Genomic DNA, 23,354 nt, shown 5'->3' with positions numbered 1-23,354 from the left:
TACTAGTATCCCTATGAAAAGGGATACTAGTATTGGTCCGCGGACGTTTAATGCCCGCACGGCCGTCATGTCAATCACCATTTTGGTATGATTATGGACAAATCCTTACGGCAGGCTCCGGAATTAAGATTTGTCCATTTATTATCCAAATTCGCTTCTCCGGCTCTCCGGAATCCCGATGGAAAATCATGCCGGAACCGTTACGGTCCGGGGATACACAGGAGGTTTCACAAATGAACTACACCGTGTCGGAAGTATTGCAGTATACGGAGGAAAATGACATCAAGTTTATCCGCCTTGCATTCTGCGACATATTCGGGACCATGAAAAATATCTCCGTCATGCCCGGAGATCTAAAGCGGGCCTTTGAGCAGGGCATCTCCTTCGACGCGTCCGCGGTGCGGGGGTTCGACAACGTGGACCGTTCCGACCTCTTTCTTGTCCCGGACCCCGCCACCCTCTCCATTCTTCCCTGGCGACCCTCCCATGGGCGGGTCATCCGCATGTTCTGCAGCATCCGCCGGGCGGACGGAACCCCTTTCGAATGCGACGGCCGCAGCCTGCTGCGCCAGGTGGCGGACCGGGCCGAGGCCCTGGGGCTTGACTGCCGGGCGGGGGCCAAGAGCGAATTCTATCTGTTCAAGATGGACGAAAACGGGGCTCCCACCCTGGATCCGCAGGACAGCGCCGGGTACTGCGACATCGCTCCCCTGGACAAGGGGGAAAACGTGCGCCGTGAGATCTGTCTGACGCTGGAGGAAATGGGCATCTACCCGGAGTGTTCCCACCATGAGCAGGGCCCGGGGCAAAACGAGATCACCTTCCGCTTCAGTGACATCTGTTCCGCGGCGGACAATCTGGTCACTTTCAAATCGGTGGTCAAAACGATTGCGGCCCGAAACGGGCTGTACGCTTCGTTTCTTCCCAAGCCGCTGGTGAACGAGGACGGGAGCGGGCTGCACATCAACCTGTCGCTGTTTCGCGACGGAATTAATCTGTTCGACAAAAAGCACTTCAAGCCGGATTCCGACTCGGGGTATTTCCTGGAGGGCATTTTAAACCGCGTTCCGGAAATCACCGCCTTTTTGAATCCTTTGACCAATTCCTATCTCCGTCTGGGACACTGCTCGGCCCCCAGGTACGTGGCCTGGTCCGTTCAGAACCGGACGCAGCTGGTGCGCCTTCCCGAAGCTCAGGGGGAATACAGCCGCATGGAGCTTCGCTCTCCCGATCCTGCCTGCAACCCTCATCTGGCTTTTACCCTTCTCCTCCAGGCCGGACTTGCCGGAATTGAAAAGAAGCTTGCGCTCCGGGAGTCTGCCGGCGAGCTTGCCGCGCCCGCAGACGCCGGGAAATCGTCCGTTTCCACCCTTCCTGTCAATCTGGATGCCGCCCTGGGACTCGCAGAAAAGAGCGAATTTATCCGCAAGTATCTTCCGGGGGATCTTCTCGCCAGTTATTTCGACGCAAAGCGCTTTGAAAGCACCGCGGCCGCGCAGGCCGAAAACCAGCACCAGTTTGATTTGGAGCAGTATTTCGAAGTGGTTTGAAGTTGGCTCCCACTCTGGGCGAAAGGGCTGGTGCGCATGGATAATCTGCTGGTGGTGTCAAGCACCGAAAAAGGCGGCGTTTTTATCAAGGAATTATTGACGGCGGGCTCTTTTGAACGGATTGTAACCGTTTCCGACGGGGGAGAGGCGCGCCGCATTCTCATTGACAGCAGCTTCGACATCATACTCATCAACACGCCGCTGAAGGACGAATTTGGCCATGAGCTTGCCCTTTCCCTCACCCAGAGCACTTCCGCCGGCATCATCCTTTTTGTAAAAAGCGAACTTGCCGACCAGGTATCGGAAAAGGTGGAGGACTACGGGATCGTGGTGGTTCCCAAGCCCGTGAGCCGTCAGCTCTTTTTCCAGTCAATGAAAGTCATCTCCGCCTCCCGAAAAAGGCTTCTGGGTTTGCAAAACGAAAACGCCCGCCTTCAGAATAAAATTGAGGACATGCGTCTGGTGGACCGGGCCAAGTGCGTTTTGATCCAGTATCTCAATCTGACGGAGCCCCAGGCGCACCGGTACATCGAGAAGCACGCCATGGACATGCGCATGCCGAAGCGGGATATTGCCAAAAAGATTCTGATGACTTACGAGAGCAGGTAGAATCGGCACAGCGGATAGAACCAGACCTGCGGCCGAGCCAGATCAGATATTTCAGAACTCAGATTACTGCGGGCGTCTCAGTGTCCATCCGGGCGCCCCGAAAGGCACGGTGGTTTTTTATGGACAAGGATAAAGTCAGGGAGGAATGCGGCGTCTTCGGCGTCAAGATCAACACCGACGAAGCCGCAGGCCTCACATACAACGCCCTGTCCGCCCTGCAGCACCGGGGTCAGGAGGGGGCGGGAATTGCGGTGCTCAAAGGCAGCGCGATCCTGTACCATAAGAATGTGGGCCTGGTGAGCGAAGTGTTCACCCAGTCGGTCCTGGGCAAGATGCCGGGAGCGGAGTTTGCCATCGGGCACGTGCGCTATTCCACTACGGGCACCAACACCAAGGAAAACACCCAGCCGATCCTTACGGAATATCTCCGGGGCCGGATCGCCACGGCCCACAACGGCAATATCGTGAACGCCGCGGAAATCAAATCGCGGCTTAAATCCTACGGCTGCGACTTCGCGGCCACCAACGACTCGGAGGTCATCTCCTCCCTCATCGCCTACGAGGCTCTTAACACGGACTCCATCGAGCAGGCGGTGATCAACGCGGTCAACCAGCTGCGGGGCTCTTTTTCTCTGGTCATCCTGTCCAGCAAGAACAAGCTCATCGCCGTGCGGGACGGTTTTGGTTTCCGCCCCCTGTGCCTGGGGAAAAACAAGCACGGGTGGGCCGTCGCCTCGGAAAGCTGCGCGCTGGACTGCGCGGGCTTTGAGTTTGTCCGGGACGTCCTCCCGGGTGAAATGATCGCCATCGACAGAAACGGCAATCTGGAGTCTTCCATGGTGATCGAATCCGACCGGAAGAGCTTCTGCATTTTCGAATATATCTACTTTGCCCGCTCCGATTCCATTATCGACAATCTCAGCGTCTATGAGGCCCGCTTCAACATGGGGATCCAGCTTGCCAAGGAAGACCCGGTGGAGGCGGATATCGTATGCGGCGTTCCCGACAGCGGCCTGGAGGCCGCAATGGGATACGCCTATCAGAGCGGCATTCCCTGTGTACCGGGCTTCACGAAAAACCGGTATATCGGGCGCAGCTTCATCTTTCCCTCCCAGACACAGCGGGACATGGCCGTGAGGCTGAAGCTCAATCCCCTGAAAGCCAACATCGAAGGCAAACGGGTGGTTTTGGTGGACGACTCCATCGTCCGGGGAACCACCAGCGCCAAGATTATAAAAATGATGAAATCGGTGGGAGCGAAAGAGGTCCACATGCGGGTCTCCTCTCCTCCCTTCCGGCACTCCTGCCATTTCGGCACGGATATCGACGACGAGGAAAAGCTGGTGGCAAATCAGATGTCCATCGCCGACATCACCAAGCACATCGGAGCCGACAGTCTGCAGTACATCAGCATCGAGGGGGTCGAGTCGGCCTGCTCAAAATCCTCCCTTCCCTTCTGCACCGCCTGCTTCAGCGGGGAATATCCCATGGACATCGGGCATCACACAAAACGGCAGTTCGAATAAAGCGGAACCGGAGCTTATATCTCGCGCCGCTTAAAGCGGCGGAAGGGAGATTTACGTTACAATGGACGATTCAATCTATCTGGTGCTGGAAAACGGCGCCGTATTTAAGGGGAAGCCCTTCGGAGCCAGAGGCGAGGTAATCGGGGAAATTGTTTTTACCACCGGCATGACGGGGTATCTGGAAACCCTCACCGATCCCAGCTATTACGGGCAGATCGTGGTGCAGACCTTCCCTCTCATCGGCAATTACGGAGTGATACCCTCGGATTTTGAAAGCGCCAAGCCCTGGGTATCGGCATATATTGTCCGCGAATGGTGTCAGGAACCCTCCAACTTCCGGAGCGAGGGCGACCTTGACACCTTTTTAAAGAAGAGCGGCATCGTTGGGCTCTACGGGATCGACACCCGGGAGCTCACTAAAATCATCCGGGAGCACGGCGTCATGAACGCCCGGATCACCGCGGATCCCTCCGGTCTTGACAAGGCGGCGGAAGAATCCGGGTCCTACCGGATCGAGGACGCGGTGGAATCGGTAACCTGCCCGACGCCCCGGATTACCGAACCCGGGGAAGAAAACTACCGGGTGGTGCTCTGGGACTACGGGGCCAAGGAAAACATCACCCGGGAGCTTTCCAAACGGGGCTGCACCGTTATCTGTGTCCCCTGCTCCTCCACGGCGGAGGAAATCCTCTCGCTCCGTCCCGACGGGATCATGCTCTCCAACGGGCCGGGAGATCCCGCGGAAAACACGGGGATTATTTCAGAGCTGAAAGAACTCTGCCGATCGGGCGTTCCCATCTTCGGGATCTGCCTGGGTCACCAGCTGCTGGCCCTGGCCCAGGGGGCCCGGACGGAAAAGCTCAAATACGGCCACCGGGGAGCCAACCAGCCGGCCAAGCACATGCCCTCCGGCCGGGTCTACATCACCAGCCAGAACCACGGGTACGCGGTGGTGTCCGACAGCCTTCCCGAATGGGCCGAGCTCTCCTTTATCAACGCCAACGACGGGACCTGCGAGGGCGTGACCTACATCAACATGCCCGCCTTCACCGTGCAGTTTCACCCCGAGGCCTGCGGCGGGCCCCACGACACCTCTTTTCTTTTCGACCGGTTCATCGCCCTCATGGACGCCTATAAAGCATAACATAGATCTATCTTGACAGAAGGATGGGATACCTTGAAAAACGAACTGGTGGTTGTTCTGGATTTCGGCGGCCAATACAGCAATGTGATCGCCCGGAGGGTCCGGGAATGCGGCGTCTACTGCGAAGTGAAGCCGTACACCATCTCTTTGGAAGCGCTTCTGACCATGGAGCCTAAGGGGATTATCCTCAGCGGCGGAGCCAACAGCGTCTACGGGGAGAGCGCTCCTTCTTTTTCCCCCGCTCTTTTTGAGAAAGGAATCCCGGTCCTTGGGATCTGCTACGGAGCCCAGCTCATGGCCTATCTCACCGGGGGCCGGGTCAACGGCGCGCCCAAGAGCGAATTCGGCCGCGCGGAGCTTCGGATCACGGCTCCCGATTCTCCTCTGTTTTCCGGCATACCGGAGCTTTTTACCTGCTGGATGAGCCACAATGATTACATCTCCTCGCCGCCTCCCGGCTTTGCCGTGACGGCGGTCACCTCCACCTGCCCCAGTGCGGCCATGGAGGACGCTTCCCGGAAACTCTACGCCGTGCAGTTTCACCCCGAGGTGGACCATACGGAGCATGGCAGCCAAATCCTGGACAATTTTTTAAAGCGCGTCTGTCTGTGCTCCGGGGACTGGAAAATGGCGGACTATGTGGACCAGACGGTGGCCTCCCTCCGGGAAAAAATCGGCAGTAAGCGGGTCCTGTGCGCCCTGTCCGGCGGAGTGGACTCCACCGTTGCCGCCGTCATGGTGCACCGGGCGGTGGGCAGCCAGCTCACGTGCATGTTTATCGATCATGGCCTTCTCCGAAAAGGGGAAGGGGACGCGGTTGAGGAAGTCTGCAAGACGCAGTTTCACATGAATTTCGTGCGCATCAATGCGCAGGAGTACTTTCTGGACAGGCTCCGGGGCGTCACCGATCCGGAAAAAAAGCGAAAGATCATCGGAGACTGCTTTATCCGCGTCTTCGAGTCCGAAGGCAAGAAGTTGGGACGCTTCGATTATCTCGTCCAGGGCACCATCTATCCCGACATCATCGAAAGCGGCGGGACAGGAGCCGCGGTGATCAAGAGCCATCACAACGTGGGGGGACTCCCCGACGTCATCGATTTTGAAGAAATCATAGAGCCTCTCCGGCGGCTTTTCAAGGACGAGGTGCGCAGGGCCGGCCTGGAGCTGGGAATCCCCTCGGATCTGGTCTGGCGGCAGCCCTTCCCGGGGCCCGGCCTCGCCGTCCGGGTCATCGGAGAGATCACGGAGGAAAAACTCAGTCTCCTGCGGGAGGCGGACGCCATCTTCCGGGAGGAAGTGAAGGCCGCCGGACTGGAGCGCAGCCTCAGCCAATATTTCGCCGTGCTCACCAATATGAAGAGCGTGGGAGTCATGGGGGACGGCAGAACCTACGACTACACCATCGCCCTGCGGGCGGTGACCACTTCAGACTTCATGACGGCGGACTTCGCCCGGATCCCCTACGAGGTCCTGGCCAAAGCGTCCAGCCGCATCGCCAACGAGGTGGGGAACATCAACCGCGTCGTCTACGATATCACACCCAAGCCGCCAGCCACCATCGAGTGGGAATAACGCCGGCTCATTATAAAACGCCGTCACTTTGAAACGGAGGTCTCCCTATGCCGCTCAATTCCGACATCAAAAAGGTTTTAGTCATCGGCTCCGGCCCCATCGTCATCGGCCAGGCCGCAGAGTTCGACTACGCCGGTACCCAGGCCTGCACCGCCCTGAAGGAGGAAGGCCTGGAGGTAGTGCTGGTGAACTCCAATCCCGCCACCATCATGACGGACAACGCCATGGCCGACGAGATTTACATCGAACCGCTGACCCTGGACACGGTGAAGCGAATCATCCTGAAAGAGCGGCCGGACAGCGTCCTGTCCACTCTGGGCGGGCAGACGGGCCTCACCCTCTCCATGCAGCTGGCTCGGGACGGCTTTCTCAAAGCCAACCATGTGAAGCTCCTGGGTGCCGGCCCCGAGACCATCGACAAGGCCGAGGACCGGCAGATCTTTAAGGAAACCATGGAAAAGATCGGGGAGCCTGTGGTACCCTCCAAGGTGGTAAATCACGTGGAGGACGCCCTGACCTTCGCAGAGGAGATCGGCTATCCCGTGATCGTGCGCCCCGCTTTCACTTTGGGAGGCAGCGGCGGCGGAATCGCCGGGACTCCCGAAGAGCTGCACCGGATCGCGGAAAACGGGCTGCGCCTTTCCCCCATCACCCAGGTGCTTATCGAACGGTGCATCGCGGGCTGGAAGGAAATCGAGTACGAGGTGATGCGGGACGCAAAGGGGAACGTCATCACCGTCTGCTCCATGGAAAACCTGGACCCCGTGGGGGTCCACACCGGGGACTCCATCGTCATCGCCCCCGCCGTCACCCTGGCGGACAAGGAATACCAGATGCTCCGCTCGGCGGCTCTCAACATCATCAGCGCCATGGGCATCGAGGGCGGCTGCAACTGCCAGTTCGCCCTCAATCCCGACAGCTTCGAATACGCGGTCATCGAGGTCAATCCCCGGGTATCCCGCTCTTCAGCCCTGGCTTCCAAGGCCACAGGATATCCTATCGCCAAGGTGGCGGCCAAGATCGCCATCGGGTACACTCTGGACGAGATCCCCAACGTCGTGACCGGGAAAACCTGCGCCTGCTTCGAGCCTACCCTGGACTACGTGGTGGTGAAGTTCCCCAAGTGGCCCTTCGACAAGTTCGTTTACGCCAAGCGGACGCTGGGCACCCAGATGAAGGCCACCGGCGAGGTCATGGCCATCGGCCAGAGCTTCGAACAGGCCATCATGAAAGCCGTCCGGGGCGCGGAAATCTCTCTGGACAGCCTGAATCTCCCCAAGCTCGCCGGGCACAATGACGAGGAGATCCATGCGCTCCTGAAAAACTGCGACGACGAGCGCCTCTTTGTGGTGTTCGAGGCTTTAAAGCGGGGGATCTCCTGCGAGGAGATCAACCGGATCACGAAAATCGACCGGTGGTTCCTTTACAAGCTTCTCCATCTGGCCCGTCTGGAGCAGTCCGTCGCCGGCAGACCTGTGACGGAGGCGGAATACAAAGACATGAAGCGCCTGGGCTATCCCGACAAGGTGATATCCCGCATCTCCGGTCATCCCCTGCCCCGCCATATTTCGGCGGTATACAAAATGGTGGACACCTGCGGCGCGGAATTCGACGCCGAAACTCCATATTTCTACAGCACCTACGATAGGGTGAACGAGGCGGCCCAGTTCAAGGAGGAGCGCTTCACCGGCAAGAAGACCGTAGTGGTCTTCGGCTCGGGTCCCATCCGTATCGGACAGGGCATAGAGTTCGACTACGCCTCGGTGCACTGCGTCCGCTCTTTGAAGCGGGCTGGCTTCGACGTGGTGATCGTCAACAACAACCCGGAGACGGTGTCCACGGACTTCTCCACCGCCGACCGGCTTTACTTTGAGCCCCTCACTCCCGAGGATGTGATGAACGTCATCGAAACCGAGCAGCCCTGGGGCGTGGTGGTGGCCTTCGGAGGCCAGACGGCCATCAAGCTCACAAAGCACCTGGACGCCGCCGGGGTCCGTATTCTCGGCACTCCCGCCGACAGCATCGACATGGCCGAGGACCGGGAGCGCTTCGACGAACTGCTGGAGGCCCTGGAAATCCGCCGCCCCAGCGGTCACACGGTGATGACCACGGAGGAGGCCCTGGCCGCGGCCGCCAGCCTGGGATATCCCGTCCTTCTGCGTCCTTCCTACGTCCTGGGCGGCCAGAACATGATCATCGCCTTCGGGGAGGACGACATCCGGGAATACATGGGGATCATTCTGGCGCACGAGATCGAAAACCCCATTCTCATCGACAAGTACCTCATGGGCGTGGAGCTGGAGGTGGACGCCATCTGCGACGGGGAGGACGTTCTCATCCCCGGCATCATGGAGCACATCGAGCGGGCCGGCATCCACTCGGGGGACTCCATCGCGGTTTATCCCGCCTGGAACCTGGACGGGGAGCAGACGGAAAAAATGATCGAGTACACCCGGCAGCTGGCCCTGTCCATGAACACCCGGGGCCTGGTCAACATCCAGTACGTCATCCACGAGGGAAGGATCTACGTCATCGAGGTCAATCCCCGCTCTTCCCGCACCATCCCGTACATCAGCAAGGTGACGGGGGTCCCCATGGTGGATCTCGCCACCCGGGCCATGCTGGGCCAGCGTCTTCGCGATATGGGCTACGGAACGGGACTCTATAAGATCCCGCCGTATGTGGCGGTAAAGGTTCCCGTATTCTCCTTTGAGAAGCTTACCGACGTGGACACCCAGCTGGGGCCGGAAATGAAATCCACCGGCGAGGTTCTGGGCATCGGGAAGACCATCGACGAGGCGCTTTACAAGGGTCTGATCGCCGCGGGATATCAGATGAACCGCCACGGAGGGCTTCTGATTACCGTCAGGGACACGGACAAGCAGGAAATCGTGGACATCGTGCGCAAATACGCCGACCTGGGCTTCGACCTCTACGCCACGAGGGGCACCGCCAAGGTGCTGGAATCAGTGGGGCTGTCGGTGACCACGGTGAGCAAGATCCACGAGTCCGACGACAACATCGAAACCCTCATCGAGAGCGGGCGTTTAAGCTATATCATCTCCACGTCCTCCCGGGGACGCCTTCCCGAACGGGACAGCGTGAAGATCCGCCGCCGGGCCGTGGAGCAGGGCATCCCGTGCCTCACCTCTCTGGATACGGCAAACGCCCTGGCGGACAGCCTGCGCAGCCGGTACAGCCAGCACAGCACGGAACTGGTGGACTTAAATCACATGCGCGCGGAGCGGATGAAACTGCAGTTTGTGAAAATGCAGAGCTCCGGCAACGACTATATTTACTTCGACTGCTTCCGGCAGGAGCTCATCAGCCCGGAATCCCTGAGCGTCACCCTGTCCGACCGGCACTACGGAATCGGCGGCGACGGCATTGTGATGATCCTCCCCTCGGAAATCGCGGACGCGCAGATGCGGATGTTCAACCTGGACGGCAGCGAGGGGAGAATGGCCGGCAACGCCATCCGCTGCGTAGGAAAATACCTGTACGAACAGGGCATCGTCGTTAAGAACCGGATGACCATTGAAACGGCCAGCGGGATCCGGCGTCTCAAGCTTTACGCCCAGAACGGGATCGTCACTTCGGTGACGGTGAACATGGGGCGGGCCATCCTGGAGCCGGAATACATCCCGGTCCTGCTGGACGGGGATACGGCGGTGGACCGGCTGGTGAACATCAGCGGCCAGAACTACCACATTACCTGCGTCTCGGTGGGCAATCCCCACTGCGTGGTCTTCCGGGAGAACCTCGATATCCTGGATCTTCCCCGGATCGGGCCGCTGTTTGAAAACTCTCCCCTCTTCCCCGAGCAGGTGAACACCGAATTTGTGTCGGTGATCAACCGCACCACCATCAAGATGCGGGTCTGGGAGCGGGGCAACGGCGAAACCTGGGCCTGCGGTACCGGCGCCTGCGCCGCTGCCGTAGCAGCGGTGCTAAACGGTTACTGCCCCAAAGACCAGGACATCATGGTAAAGCTCCGGGGCGGCACCGTCACGGTAAAATACACCGACGAAGCGGTCTACATGACGGGCAACGCCGTCACCGTGTTCGAAGGTACGGTTAAAATTTAACCGAAGGGAGGCATGTTTTCCATGCCTCCCTCCTGTATTTCCCCTCTTTTTAATCGGGTTTTCCTGTGGTATACTATATAAGGTATGCCCCCGGGCATACGGATTTGATTTTTGCCACAGAAAGGTACATGTGCTGATATGGGACTTTTAACAAAAATATTCGGGACACACAGCGACCACGAGCTTAAGCAGATTATGCCCATCGTGGATCGGGTGGAGGCCCTGGAGGACGACTACCGGAAGCTCACCGATGCGGAGCTGGTAGCGAAAACCGCGGAATTCAAGCAGCGCCTTGCCCAGGGCGAGGAGCTGGATGACTTGCTGCCGGAGGCTTTCGCCACTGTCCGGGAGGCCTCGGACCGCGTGCTGGGCATGCGGCCGTACCGGGTGCAGCTGGTGGGCGGCGTGGTCCTTCATCAGGGGCGAATCGCCGAAATGAAGACCGGCGAAGGCAAAACCTTAGTCGCCACCCTGCCGGCCTATCTCAACGCTCTTTCCGGCAACGGTGTGCACATCGTCACGGTAAACGACTACCTGGCAAAACGCGACAGCGAATGGATGGGAAAGGTCTACCGCTTCCTGGGTCTCCAGGTGGGACTCATCGTCCACGGGCTCACCGCCGAAGAGCGCAGGAAATCCTACGCCGCGGACATTACTTACGGAACCAACAACGAATTCGGATTCGACTACCTGAGGGACAACATGGCGATCTATTCTGCCGAGCTTGTCCAGCGGGGGCACTCCTTCTCCATCGTGGACGAGGTGGACTCCATCCTCATCGACGAGGCGCGCACCCCCCTCATCATTTCCGGCCAGGGAGACAAATCCACGGCGATGTATGAGATGGCCGATCAGTTCGCCTCCAGGCTCCGCCGCCTGACCCTTGCCTCCACAGACTCCAAGGAGGAGGAAAGCGAGACCATCGACGCGGATTATGTGGTGGACGAAAAGAACCGGAGCGTCACCCTCACGGCCCGCGGCATCCAGAAGGCGGAGGAATATTTTCACGTGGACAATCTCTCCGACCAGGAGAACACCACCCTGTCCCACCACATCAATCAGGCCATCCGGGCCCACGGCATCATGAAGCGGGATATCGACTACGTGGTGAAGGACGGCGAGGTCATCATCGTGGATGAGTTTACCGGGCGCCTCATGTTCGGCCGGAGGTATTCCGAAGGACTTCACCAGGCCATCGAGGCCAAGGAGCACGTGAAGGTTGCCCACGAAAGCAAGACCCTCGCCACCATCACCTTCCAGAATTATTTCCGACTCTACCGGAAGCTGTCGGGCATGACGGGAACCGCTTTAACCGAGGAAGAGGAGTTCGGCCAGATCTACAAACTGGACGTCATCGAGATCCCCACCAACCGGCCCCTCGTCCGGGCGGACAATCCCGACGTGGTCTATAAAACCGAGACGGGCAAATTCCGGGCCATTCTCAATCAGATCGAGGAATGCTACAAGAACGGGCAGCCCGTCCTGGTGGGCACCATCTCCATAGAGAAGAACGAAATGCTCTCCAAGATGCTCTCCAAACGGGGCATCCGGCACAACGTACTCAATGCGAAGAACCACGAAAAGGAAGCCGAGATCATCGCCCAGGCAGGCAAGGTGGGTTCGGTGACCATCGCCACCAACATGGCCGGCCGCGGCACCGATATTATGCTGGGCGGTAACCCGGAGTATCTGGCGAAAAACGACCTGCGAAAGGCGGGGCTTACCGAGGAGCTCATCACGGAGGCCACCAGTTACGCGGAAACGGACAATCCGGAAATTCTGGACGCCAGGGCTCGATTTACCGAGGCCAACGCAAAGTACAAGGAGATCACCTCCGCGGAGGCGGATAAGGTCCGCGCCCTTGGCGGTCTGTACATCATCGGCACCGAGCGGCATGAAAGCCGCCGGATCGACAATCAGCTGCGCGGCCGCGCCGGCCGCCAGGGGGACCCAGGCGCGACCCGTTTTTACGTCTCCCTGGAAGACGACATCATGCGCCTGTTCGGCTCCGAGCGGGTCATGGGCATGATGAACTCTTTGGGCATCGACGAGGACACCCCCATCGAGCAGAAGGTGCTCTCCAACGCCATCGAAAGCGCCCAGAAGAAGGTGGAAAGCCGCAACTTCCAGACCCGGAAGAGTGTGCTGGAATACGACGACGTGATGAACCAGCAACGGGAGATCATCTATGCCCAGCGGAAAAAGGTGCTGGACGGGGAAGATCTCAAGAGCTACATGCAGACCATGATCGAAAACCTGATTCACGACGCGGTTCACGCCGCCGTGGGAGAGCAGCGCTTCATCGGCACCGAACAGCTTGCCGAGGCCTGCCGGCCCTTTGAGGGCCTCTTCCTGCGCAGGGGAGAGATTTCCTTTACACCGGAAGAGCTGGAGGAGCTCTCGGCGGAAGAGCTCTCGGAGCTTCTCATGAAGCACGCCCTGGAAGCCTACGAGAAAAAGGAGGCGGAACTGGGCACGCCTCTCATGCGGGAACTGGAGCGGGTGGTCATGCTCCGGGCGGTGGACGAATACTGGATGGATCATATCGACGCCATGACCGAGCTGCGTCAGGGCATCGGCCTCCGGGCCTACGCCCAGACCGATCCCATCATTGCCTATAAGCAGGAAGGCTTCGCCATGTTCGAGGCCATGGTGGCCGCCATCCGGGAGGAGACGGTCCGCCGGGTGTTCCTGGCCCGGATCAAGAGCCCGGAATCCGTCAAGCGCGAAAAGGTGGCTAAAAACGCCACGGAAAACGCGGGCGGGGACGACAGCGTCAAAAAGCAGCCCGTGCGGAAGGCCCAGAAGGTGGGGCGCAACGACCCCTGCCCCTGCGGGAGCGGCAAGAAATATAAAAAGTGCTGCGGCATGAACGCAAATGACTGACGGCATGACCCGGAATACGGCGGGAGCTCTGGAATATCTCACCGCCGACGGTATGGTTGCCGCCGGCGGTGTTTCCCACGGATTCACCACCCGGTCGGGGGGCGTCAGCCGGGGAATTTACCAGTCTTTGAATTTAGGTATCCATCGCGGAGATTCCCCCGACGCGGTTGGGCGCAATTTTGAGCTTATTTGTTCCGTCCTGGGCATGGACCCCCGCCGTCTGGTTTTTTCCAAACAGGTCCATGAGGACACCGTGCGCCTTGTTACGGAGGAGGACGCCGGCAAAGGCCTTTCCCGTCCCACGGACTATACGGCCGACGCTTTGATTACCCGGGAGCGGAACCTGCCTCTGGTGATTTTTTCGGCGGACTGCGTTCCTATTCTGCTCTACGATCCCGTTTCCCGCTCCATCGGCGCGGTCCACTCCGGCTGGCGGGGGACTGCCCTGGGTATCGTGTCCCGGGCGATAAAGGCCATGGGCTCGGAATTTGGGGCCCGGCCAGAGGATATTCTCGCCGCTGTCGGCCCCGCCATCTGCGGGGACTGCTACGAAACCGACGGGGACGTTCCGGAAGCCCTGCGGGCTTCTCTGGGCGGGACAATCGAGCCCTTTCTCCGTCCGGCCGGCGATAAGTGGCATGTGGACCTGAAGGGCATCAACGCGCATCTTATGCGCCTTGCGGGAATCACTCCGGAGCACATTACCCTTTCGGAGGAATGCACCGCCTGTTCTCCCCAGCGGTACTGGTCTCACCGGGTCACCCGGGGACAGCGGGGCTCCCAGGCGGCTTTCATACAGCTTCTGTAATCGGCCGGCTCTTATTAAGGGAGTACACATAAAGCTTCGGAAAGGACTTGTCATGTCTCGAAGGCTTCGGAAACTTACATCTGTGTTCCTGGCAGTGTCCGCGGCATGCATCCTGTTTTCCGGCTGCGCAGGGAACAAAGACGGCTCCCAGGCTTCTCCGTCTCCGGAGGTCTCCGGCGGGGAAGCCGGGGAATTTGTGCTTTCTCTGCCCTTTGATCCAGCCGATCCCCTGAACCCTCTCACGGGAACCAACCGGATCAATCTCACCCTGGGCCCGCTTCTGTACGAGGGGTTCTTTCAGCTGGACAGGAGTTTTTCCCCTGTTCCCCTGCTTTGTGAAAGCTACACCACCCTGGACAACATCACTTTCCGGTTTACCCTCCGTACCGGCGTTACCTTCAGCGGCGGCTCTTTGCTTACCGCGGCGGACGCGGTCTATTCCCTGGAGCAGGCAAGGACCTCTTCCCTCTATTCCGAAAGGCTTTCCAAGGTGCAGTCGGTGAAGGCGGAGGGGGAACTTACGGTAATTGTAACTTTGAATACGGCCGACAGCGCCTTTCCCGTTCTTCTGGACATTCCCATCATTCAAAACGGGACGGCCGGCTCCTCGGCCCCGCCGGGCACTGGGCCGTATGTTCTTTCGTCCGGCGACGGGGAATCCCTCGTTTTGCGCAGCGACTGGTGGCAGGGACTTCCCATGCCCTTCGACCGGATTGGTCTGGTGGAGGTCCGGGGATCGGATCTGCTGATTCAGGATCTGGGTTCCAATCTCATTCAACTGGTGAGCACCGACCTCACAGGGACGGACGCTCCCATGTTTTCCGGAAATTACGACGTCACCGAGTACCCCACCACCATCCTGCAGTATATCGGATTCAACGCAGAGGTGTCATCCGTTTTCTCCAATGCCGCTGTGCGGCGCGCCTTCGGCCTTGGCATCGACCGGGACTTCATCGTTACGGGCCTTCTTTCCGGGCACGCCCAGGCGTCCGCCCTTCCCGTAAACCCAGCGAGTCCTCTTTACGACAGCACACTTGCGGAAAAATACTCCTATTCGGAGGAAGCCATGTTTTCCGCCCTCGCGGAGGCGGGCTATACGGACAGCGATGAGGACGGCGTACTGGACGCCAATTCCGGCGGCAGGGAAGCGGCCATCTCCGCCACCCTGCTGGTAAATTCGGAAAGCAGCTTCAAGGTTTCCATGGCGGAACACATCGCCGCCTCCTTTTCCCAGTACGGCATCGCCATCGAGGTAAAAAAGCTTGCCTGGGAAGACTATCTCACGGCTCTTGAAAAGGGCGACTTCGACCTCTATCTGGGGGAGGTCAAGCTCACGACCGATTTCAACCTTACGTCTCTAGCCGCCACCGGCGGAGCTCTCAACTATGGGAAATTCAGCGATACCAAGCTGGACGGGCTTTTTGCCTCTCTTGCCGCGGCGCCGTACCAAAACCGGGGGACCATAGCCGCCGCGCTTTATTCCACCTTCTGTCAGCAGGCGCCTTTTATCCCCATCTGTTTTAAAAATCAGTCGATGCTTACCCGGGAGGGCGCCTACTCCGGGCTGGAACCCACGCAGCAAAACGTGTTTTACAACCTTTCCGCCTGGACGCAGGGGACTTCTTCTTAAAAACAAGAGATCTTATACGCAGCAGTGCGATTTTATCGGCAATTCAAGCAAATTACTGGAGGTAATGGCATGCAGTCGGTCTACAGATGTTTTACGGAAAAACGCGGGGGCTTCAACGTGGAAGCCGAGGGACTTTGCCGGGAGCTGCGGGAACAGCTGGGCATCGCTTCTCTTAAATCCGTGCGGATTCTCAACCGGTACGACGTGGAAGGAATCGACGGGGAGATTTACCGGGCCGCCCGGGAAACGGTCTTTTCAGAGCCCCAGTGCGACGACTGTTACGACGAGGACATGCCGGAGGCAAAGGAACCCTGTTTTGTTCTCGCCGTGGAAGCTCTTCCCGGCCAATACGACCAGCGGGCCGATTCCTGCGCCCAGTGTATCCAGATCCTCACCTGCGGCAGCCGGCCTCTGGTTTCCGCCGCCAAGGTGTACCTTCTGGGGGGCAGCCTCACCGAGCAGGAAAAAGAGCGGATCCGCGGACATCTCATCAATCCCGTGGAGCGCCGGGAGGCCTCTCTGAAAAAGCCGGCGACTCTGCGGCAGGAGTATCCCGCGCCCGATACTGTACCGGTAATCGCGGGATTTACCGCATTGAACGAGACCGGCCTCGAGGAACTGCTCGCCCGGTACGGCCTTGCCATGGACCTTGCCGATCTTCGCTTTTTGCAGACCTATTTCCGGGACACGGAAGGGCGGGATCCCACCGTGACGGAACTCAAGCTGGTGGACACCTACTGGTCGGATCACTGCCGGCACACCACCTTCGCCACCCATATCGACCGGGCGGAAATCGAGGACCCCGCCGTTTTGAATGCTTACCGGCAGTACCTGGACGTCCGGCGGGAGGTGTACGGAGATAAGGATTCCGCGCGCCCGCAAACCCTGATGGACATTGCGACCCTGGGCGCCAAAGCGCTTCGTGCGCGGGGCCTTCTTCCCATGCTGGATCTTTCCAAGGAAATCAACGCCTGTACCGTCCGGGTCAAGGCCCGGGTAGACGGAACGGATCAGGACTGGCTGGTTCTCTTTAAAAATGAAACGCACAACCATCCCACGGAGATCGAGCCCTTCGGCGGCGCCGCCACCTGTGTCGGGGGCGCCATCCGGGATCCGCTTTCCGGCAGAGCCTACGTTTATCAGGCCATGCGCCTCACCGGGTGCGGGGATCCCCGGGCGCCCATGGCGGACACGCTGCCCGGAAAGCTGCCCCAGCGGCAGATCGCCGTCACGGCCGCCGCCGGCTATTCCTCTTACGGCAACCAGATCGGGCTGGCAACGGGGATCGTCCACGAGATCTATCACCCCGGCTACATCGCCAAGCACATGGAGGTGGGGGCCGTGGTGGGAGCCGCGCCGGCCGAGCATGTGGTGCGCCTGGAACCGGTGCCAGGGGATGTCATCATCCTTCTGGGGGGGCGCACGGGCCGGGACGGGATCGGCGGAGCCACCGGCTCCTCCAAGACCCATAACCTGGAGTCCCTCACTGAGTGCGCCGCCGAGGTTCAGAAGGGCAACGCCCCGGAGGAGCGGAAAATCCAGCGGCTCTTCCGGAACCCCTCGGTCACCCGGATAATCAAACGGTGCAACGATTTTGGGGCCGGCGGCGTCTCCGTGGCAATCGGGGAGCTGGCCGACGGCCTGGACATCGACCTCAGTCTTGTCCGGAAAAAATACGAGGGGCTGGACGGAACCGAGCTTGCCATCTCCGAATCCCAGGAACGGATGGCCGTGGTGGTCGCAGCAGAGGACGCGGCTGCCTTCATCCGGGCGGCGGAAGGCGAAAATCTGGAGGCCTACCAGGTCGCAGCCGTTACCGCCTCTCCCCGTCTGGTCATGCGCTGGAGGGGCGATATCATCGTCAATGTTTCAAGGGAATTTCTCAATACCAACGGGGCGGACAAGCATTCCTTCGTCCGCGTCCCCCGCATGAATACGCCGGCTCAGCCTTCGTCCGGGAATAGCCCGGAGGACCGGCTCAGACGCCTCGCAGCGGATCCGGCCGTCTGTTCCCGCCGGGGGCTGGGGGAGCGGTTCGACGGCTCCATCGGCGCCGGGAGCATTCTGATGCCCTACGGCGGAATGACGCAGCTCACCCCCACCCAGGTAATGGCGGCCCTTTTGCCTGCGGAAGGAGAAACGGAAGACTGCACGGTGATGTCTTTCGGGTTTGATCCGGATCTTTCCTTAGCCAATCCCTTTCTGGGTGCCGCGGCGGCCGTGACGGAATCTCTGGCCCGGCTCACGGCTGCGGGATGCGACCCGGATACGGCCTATCTGACTTTCCAGGAATACTTCGAGCGTCTGCGGGACGAACCCCTTCGCTGGGGCAAGCCTTTCGCCGCGCTTCTGGGCGCCTTTTCCGCCCAGATGGGCCTCGGGGTCGCCGCCATCGGAGGCAAGGACTCCATGTCAGGTTCCTTCCTCGATCTGGACGTGCCACCCACCCTCATTTCCTTTGCCATATCGCCGGCGAAAGCATCCGGGGTCTTATCGCCGGAATTCAAGACTCCCGGCCGGCCGGTCTATCTGTTCTCCGCTCCCGACGGGGATTACGCCGGGACCAAGGCCCTCTGGCACAGGTTCCATGCCCTTGCTTCCCAGGGTTTTGTCGCTTCCGCCTGGGCTCTTTCTTCGAGGGGCGCGGCGGAAGGCATTTTAAAAATGTCTCTGGGCAACCGGATCGGCTTTGCCGCCGCCCCGGGAATCGATCCCGACCTCTTTTTCCGGGCCAACTGCGGCGGGATCCTCGCCGAGTGCTCCCGGGAGGTGGAGGGGGCTGTCCTTCTGGGGTATACGGACGAAAAAGAAGCCCTTATGCTTGGAGACACCGCTGTTTCCCTGGATGAGCTGATCCCTCTCTGGGAGAATGTGCTGGAATCGGTCTATCCCACCCGGGCCGCCGCCGGCGGCGCCGCTTCCGCCGTTTCCTTTGAAAAGCGCCCTTCTTATACCGCCGGAAAGAAATTTGCCGCGCCCAGGGCCGTCATTCCCGTCTTCCCCGGCACCAACTGCGAATACGACACGGCCCGGGCTCTGCGCAGGGCGGGAATCGAGCCGGAAATTCTGGTGGTCCGCAATCTGACGGCGCAGACGCTTACCGAATCGGTGGACGCCCTGGAGCGCTCCATCCGCCAAAGCCAGATGATTGTCATCCCAGGCGGGTTTTCCGGCGGCGACGAACCGGACGGTTCCGGCAAGTTCATCTGCGCTTTCTTGCGGAATCCTCAGATCCGGGACGCGGTGCATGAGCTTCTGCACACCCGGGACGGCCTGGTTCTGGGCATCTGCAACGGGTTCCAGGCTCTTATCAAGCTGGGGCTCATCACACACGGGGAAATCCGCGAGGTGGACGAAACCTTCCCCACTCTGACTTACAATCTCATCGGACGGCACCAGTCCCGCTACGTTACCACCCGGGTCGCCTCGGTCCACTCTCCCTGGATGTCCCTCAGCCAGGTGGGAGATCTGCACGCGGTACCGGTGTCTCATGGGGAGGGCCGTTTCGTGGCATCGGAAACTTCCCTTGCTTCCCTTCAGAAAAGCGGGCAGATCGCAACCCAGTACACAGACGTCGGCGGCAGGCCCAGCATGGACATCTCCGTCAATCCCAACGGCTCTCTGCTCTGCGTGGAAGGGCTGTTCAGCCCAGACGGTCGCGTGTTCGGCAAAATGGGGCACATCGAGCGGCGGGGGGACTTCGTGGCCGTCAACCTCCCCGGCAACAAGCATATGCCCGTCTTCGAATCGGGCGCAGCCTATTACAGATAATCCAAAAATAAAAAAGGCGGTCCGAAAACCCGGACCGCCTTTTGATTGCTTTTTATCAATAGTACCGGAGCACCGCCGTCACCTTGCCCAGAATTTCGGCTCCCGTCCCGTCGATGGGCTCGTAATCCGGGTTTTCGGGCACAAGGAGGATCTTTCCATTTTTCCGGCTCAAGCGCTTGACCGTCGCCTCGTCCTCCAATAAAGCCACCACGATTTCTCCATTTTGTGCCGTGTTCTGCCTGTGGACCACCACCAGGTCTCCCGGCAGGATCCCTGCGTCGATCATGGACTCGCCCCTGACCCGGAGGGCAAAGTGCTCCCCGGAAAGCCCGCCGGTGTCAAAGGTAATGTATTCCTCCACCAGTTCTTCCGCCAGAATGGGCGAGCCTGCCGCAACATTTCCCAAAAGGGGCACCTTGTCCGGCTCCCCGCCGTGCCCAGTCAGGGAAATCGCCCTGCCCTTCCCCGCGTCCTTTTCCAGAAGTCCGTCCCGTTCCAGCGCTTTCAGGTGAAAATGCACCGTGGAGGGGGATTTTAACCCCACCGCTTCGCCGATCTCCCGGACGGAAGGGGGGTAGCCCCGTTCCTGAACCGAAAGGGCAATATAGTCGTAGATCTGCTGCTGTTTCGCTGTGAGCCGTTTCATATATCCAGCACTCCATTCCAAACATACGGGAGTATAAACCAAATCCTTTTTCAGGATACCGCCGCCGGGGCCCTGTCGAATTGTCCGCAGAACGAGGATGGCTTAATAATGGCTTATGGATTCTGCCATCAATGGAATTATATCACAGCTTGTCTCGGAATGCAAACAATTGTTCTATATTTTTATTTTCTTTTTCAATATCAGCCTACATATCATGTTTCGGCTCCCTTTTGGGAAAAATCCTTGGGGTCATCCGAAAGAATGTACTTGAAATATGCCTTGGTCTGTGGTATTATATGTTTTACGTTTGGATATGGCCCGTCCGGGTCGTCCGACACTTTGCAGAAATCGGGCTGCACTGTCCGCCCGGGAGATATTTCGGCGCGCCGTTCGCCGCAAAAAGCGGCAGCCGCAGCGTTTATAACCATTAGGAATCCGTTACGCGGCGCTGGGAGGTTTACATGAAGCTGGCCCTTACAATCATTCAGGTTTGCACATCCATCTTTTTGATACTGGTGGTCCTCATGCAGTCCGGCAAGAGCGCGGGTCTATCCGGCGCTATTTCCGGCATGGCGGACACCTTTATGGCCAAGAACCAGGCGAAGACCTGGGACGCAAGGCTAGCCAAAATGACAACCTGGGTTGCCGTCGGTTTTATCGTGCTGACCCTGATTCTGAACCTGATATAGGCCCGTTCCGGTTTAATACAAAATCCGATACACAAACTCTTCCCTTTCAGAGGGGAGAGTTTTTTTGTCTTATTCTGTGGTATAATAGCTTTGTAATACAGCTATTATACCTGGCTTGACGGCGCAGTTTGCTCCCGCCCTTTGGGCAAAACCGCAAACGATGCCATATATCACACCTCACCTTATTATATACAACAGCCCGGCCGCTTTCCGCAGCCGTCGAAGGCGACGGAATGCGCCGCCGTCTGTATTAAGAGAGGAAGTCTTGCATGAAGGAACTGAAAGAAGCCATTTTGGCCCTTTTTCAATCCCGTCCAGGCACGGTCATGACCCTAACGGAGGTCTCGTCGAAGCTGAATCCGGGACCGCTTCGCAGCGAGGTGGGCGAAGCTCTCCGGCAGCTGGAGGAGGAGGGCCTTCTTATGACCTCCAGGCGGGGAAAATACCTGCTTCCCGCCTCTCTGGGGTATGTCACGGGCAGGTTTCAGTCCACGGGGAGAGGGTTCGGTTTCGTGACGCCGGAAGACGGCGGAGCGGACTTTTTTATCCCGCCGGGAGCCACGAAAGGCGCCTGGCACGGAGACAAGGTCCTGATTCTTCCCGAATCGGGACCGGCTACCGGCGGCCGGCGCGCCGCGGCTGTTGAAAAAATACTGTCCCGGGAGAACAAAGTCGTAACGGGCCGGCTGGTTCGCAACCGGCGCCACGCCCATCTGGAACCTGATAACCGGCGGCTTCCCTCCTCCATCGAGGTGACCGCGGCCCGATCCCGCGGCGGCAAAGACGGGGACAAGGTGGCCGTCTCTTTGTTCAGTTACGGGCGGATGGGAAGGCATGAAGGCCAGGGCACCGTCCGTGCGGTTTTCGGCCGCGACGGGACCCGTGAAGCCGCCGCGGCTGCTATCCTTTATATTCAGGGGATTGATCCGGTCTTCCCCGCATCCGTCCTCGCGGCGGCCCGGAGCGTACCGAAGGAGGTGCCGGATCCTCTGCCGGCGGGCCGGCTGGACCTGCGCGGTAAAATTATTTTCACCATCGACGGCGCGGACGCCAAGGATCTGGACGACGCGGTTTCCCTGGAAAAGAGCCCGGAAGGGAACTACATTCTGGGAGTTCACATCGCCGATGTCAGTCACTATGTAACCCAGGATTCCCCTCTGGATCTGGAAGCTCTCAGGCGGGGCACCTCCGTCTATTTCGCGGACAAGGTAATCCCCATGCTTCCCACTGAGCTTTCCAACGGCATCTGTTCCCTCAATCCGAAGGTCCCTCGGCTTACTATGACAGTGTTTATGACTTTGTCTCCCGACGGGGCGATTTTGGAGCATTCCATCCACAAAAGCGTCATATGTACGACAGAGCGCATGACATATGAAAATTGCAACCTGCTTCTGGCAGATGCGGACCCCGCCTTGGCCCAACGCTACGAGAATATTCTTCCCACTCTGCGGGTAATGGCGGAGCTGGCAGCGATCCTGGAAAAAAAGCGCGCGCTTCGGGGCGCCCTGCGTATCCAGTCCAGCGAAAGTAAGATCATCTGCAATGAATCCGGCGAGCCCATGGAGATCACCTTCCGGCCCCGGGGCGTATCCGAGCAGCTCATAGAGGAATTTATGCTGGCCGCCAACGAAACCGTGGCCGAGCACATGAACCGGCTGAACAAGCCCACCGTCTACCGGGTCCACGAAAAGCCCTCTCCCGCCAAGGTGGAGGCCTTTTCCGCCGTGATTTCCGCCCTGGGGTATACTCTTTCCGGCACCAGCTCCACCGCCATGCAGGCGGTGCTTGACGCCGCGGCGGGAAAACCCGAGGAACCGCTTGTAAACAGCCTGCTGCTGCACTCCATGATGAAGGCCCGGTATTCCCCTTCCAATCTGGGGCACTTCGGCCTGGCAGCAGAATTCTACTGCCATTTTACGTCTCCCATCCGAAGGTATCCGGATCTGGCGGTACACCGGCTGCTGAAGCTGCTGCTGGACGGAAAGCTGGAAGGACGCGTCCAGGAACAGAGCGCCCGGTTTGCCGCTCTTGCCTCGGAGGTCTCCTCGGAGCGGGAGGTGGCTGCCGAAACTGCGGAGCGGGACATTGAAAAGCTCTACAAGGCGGAATACATGCGCGGCCACATCGGCGAAGTCTTCCAGGGTGTCGTCTCGGGCGTCCAGCGGTTCGGCGTTTTCGTCACGCTGCCCAACAGCGTGGAGGGCATGATTCCGACGGAGGCGCTTCCCGGAGAATACGAGTACAGCGAAGCCCATATGACCCTTACGGGAGGCGTGCCAAGGCGGAAATTCAGCTTCGGCCTCTCCCTCCGGGTGCAGTGTGTTGCCTCGGACGCTGCCTCCGGCCGGATCGATTTCCGTCTGGAAGAATAAAACGGTTTTATTTCTTTGCTTTCGCAAAAGGGGCTGTTTCGATGCCTAAAGCATCGGAACAGC

13 protein-coding genes are annotated in these 23,354 nt (G+C 59.3%); 12 read left to right on the top strand and 1 reads right to left on the bottom strand.

The window, feature by feature from the left end; all coding sequences use genetic code 11:
* Positions 1-233: 233 nt before the first annotated feature.
* The 10 genes from B9A13_RS13105 (at position 234) to B9A13_RS13060 (ending at position 19,584) form a co-directional block, all read left to right on the top strand.
* The gene (locus tag B9A13_RS13105) at positions 234-1,550 is read left to right on the top strand and encodes a glutamine synthetase family protein (RefSeq protein ID WP_084235612.1); all 1,317 of its coding nucleotides are present in this window, start codon (positions 234-236) and stop codon (positions 1,548-1,550) included.
* A gap of 36 nt (positions 1,551-1,586) precedes the next feature.
* Positions 1,587-2,159: an ANTAR domain-containing response regulator gene (locus tag B9A13_RS13100; protein ID WP_084235611.1), complete on the top strand. Its 573-nt coding sequence runs from the start codon at positions 1,587-1,589 to the stop codon at positions 2,157-2,159.
* Between the two features lie 119 nt (positions 2,160-2,278).
* A complete protein-coding gene (gene purF, locus B9A13_RS13095) occupies positions 2,279-3,685 on the top strand; it encodes an amidophosphoribosyltransferase (RefSeq protein ID WP_084235610.1) in 1,407 nt (468 codons plus the stop codon).
* 61 nt (positions 3,686-3,746) lie between these two features.
* Positions 3,747-4,829, top strand: a complete 1,083-nt coding sequence (locus B9A13_RS13090; RefSeq protein ID WP_084235609.1) for a carbamoyl phosphate synthase small subunit — start codon at positions 3,747-3,749, stop codon at positions 4,827-4,829.
* A gap of 33 nt (positions 4,830-4,862) precedes the next feature.
* Positions 4,863-6,401: a glutamine-hydrolyzing GMP synthase gene (gene guaA / locus B9A13_RS13085; RefSeq protein WP_084235608.1), complete on the top strand. Its 1,539-nt coding sequence runs from the start codon at positions 4,863-4,865 to the stop codon at positions 6,399-6,401.
* Between the two features lie 47 nt (positions 6,402-6,448).
* On the top strand, positions 6,449-10,489 hold the full coding sequence (gene carB, locus B9A13_RS13080; protein ID WP_084235607.1) for a carbamoyl-phosphate synthase large subunit: 4,041 nt from the start codon (positions 6,449-6,451) through the stop codon (positions 10,487-10,489).
* 138 nt (positions 10,490-10,627) lie between these two features.
* Positions 10,628-13,375 (top strand): preprotein translocase subunit SecA, encoded by a 2,748-nt coding sequence (secA, locus tag B9A13_RS13075; RefSeq protein ID WP_084235606.1) that lies wholly within the window; start codon positions 10,628-10,630, stop codon positions 13,373-13,375.
* Positions 13,368-14,183 carry a peptidoglycan editing factor PgeF gene (pgeF, locus tag B9A13_RS13070; protein WP_242942868.1) on the top strand — a complete coding sequence of 272 codons (816 nt, stop codon included), beginning with the start codon at positions 13,368-13,370 and terminating at the stop codon, positions 14,181-14,183. Before secA ends, pgeF begins: the two co-directional genes overlap by 8 nt.
* An 82-nt stretch (positions 14,184-14,265) precedes the next feature.
* Positions 14,266-15,813, top strand: coding sequence for an ABC transporter substrate-binding protein (locus tag B9A13_RS13065; protein WP_159448144.1), 1,548 nt, complete (start codon positions 14,266-14,268; stop codon positions 15,811-15,813).
* A 69-nt stretch (positions 15,814-15,882) separates the two neighbouring features.
* On the top strand, positions 15,883-19,584 hold the full coding sequence (locus B9A13_RS13060; RefSeq protein WP_084235604.1) for a phosphoribosylformylglycinamidine synthase: 3,702 nt from the start codon (positions 15,883-15,885) through the stop codon (positions 19,582-19,584).
* A 55-nt stretch (positions 19,585-19,639) separates the two neighbouring features.
* Here B9A13_RS13060 and lexA read toward each other — a convergent pair whose 3' ends face one another.
* On the bottom strand, positions 19,640-20,230 hold the full coding sequence (lexA, locus tag B9A13_RS13055) for a transcriptional repressor LexA (protein ID WP_084235603.1): 591 nt from the start codon (positions 20,228-20,230) through the stop codon (positions 19,640-19,642).
* Positions 20,231-20,691: 461 nt separating this feature from the next.
* Here lexA and secG point away from each other — a divergent pair, with 461 nt between their 5' ends.
* Both secG and rnr read left to right on the top strand, forming a co-directional pair.
* On the top strand, positions 20,692-20,919 hold the full coding sequence (gene secG, locus B9A13_RS13045; RefSeq protein ID WP_084235601.1) for a preprotein translocase subunit SecG: 228 nt from the start codon (positions 20,692-20,694) through the stop codon (positions 20,917-20,919).
* 269 nt (positions 20,920-21,188) lie between these two features.
* The gene (gene rnr, locus B9A13_RS13040; protein ID WP_084235600.1) at positions 21,189-23,291 is read left to right on the top strand and encodes a ribonuclease R; all 2,103 of its coding nucleotides are present in this window, start codon (positions 21,189-21,191) and stop codon (positions 23,289-23,291) included.
* Positions 23,292-23,354 lie beyond the last annotated feature (63 nt).

The organism is Papillibacter cinnamivorans DSM 12816 (genome assembly GCF_900176335.1).
Classification (GTDB): Bacteria; Bacillota; Clostridia; order Oscillospirales; family Oscillospiraceae; genus Papillibacter; species Papillibacter cinnamivorans.
Note: the sequence above shows the minus strand (reverse complement) of the source record. Positions and strands in the feature narration are given on the sequence as shown.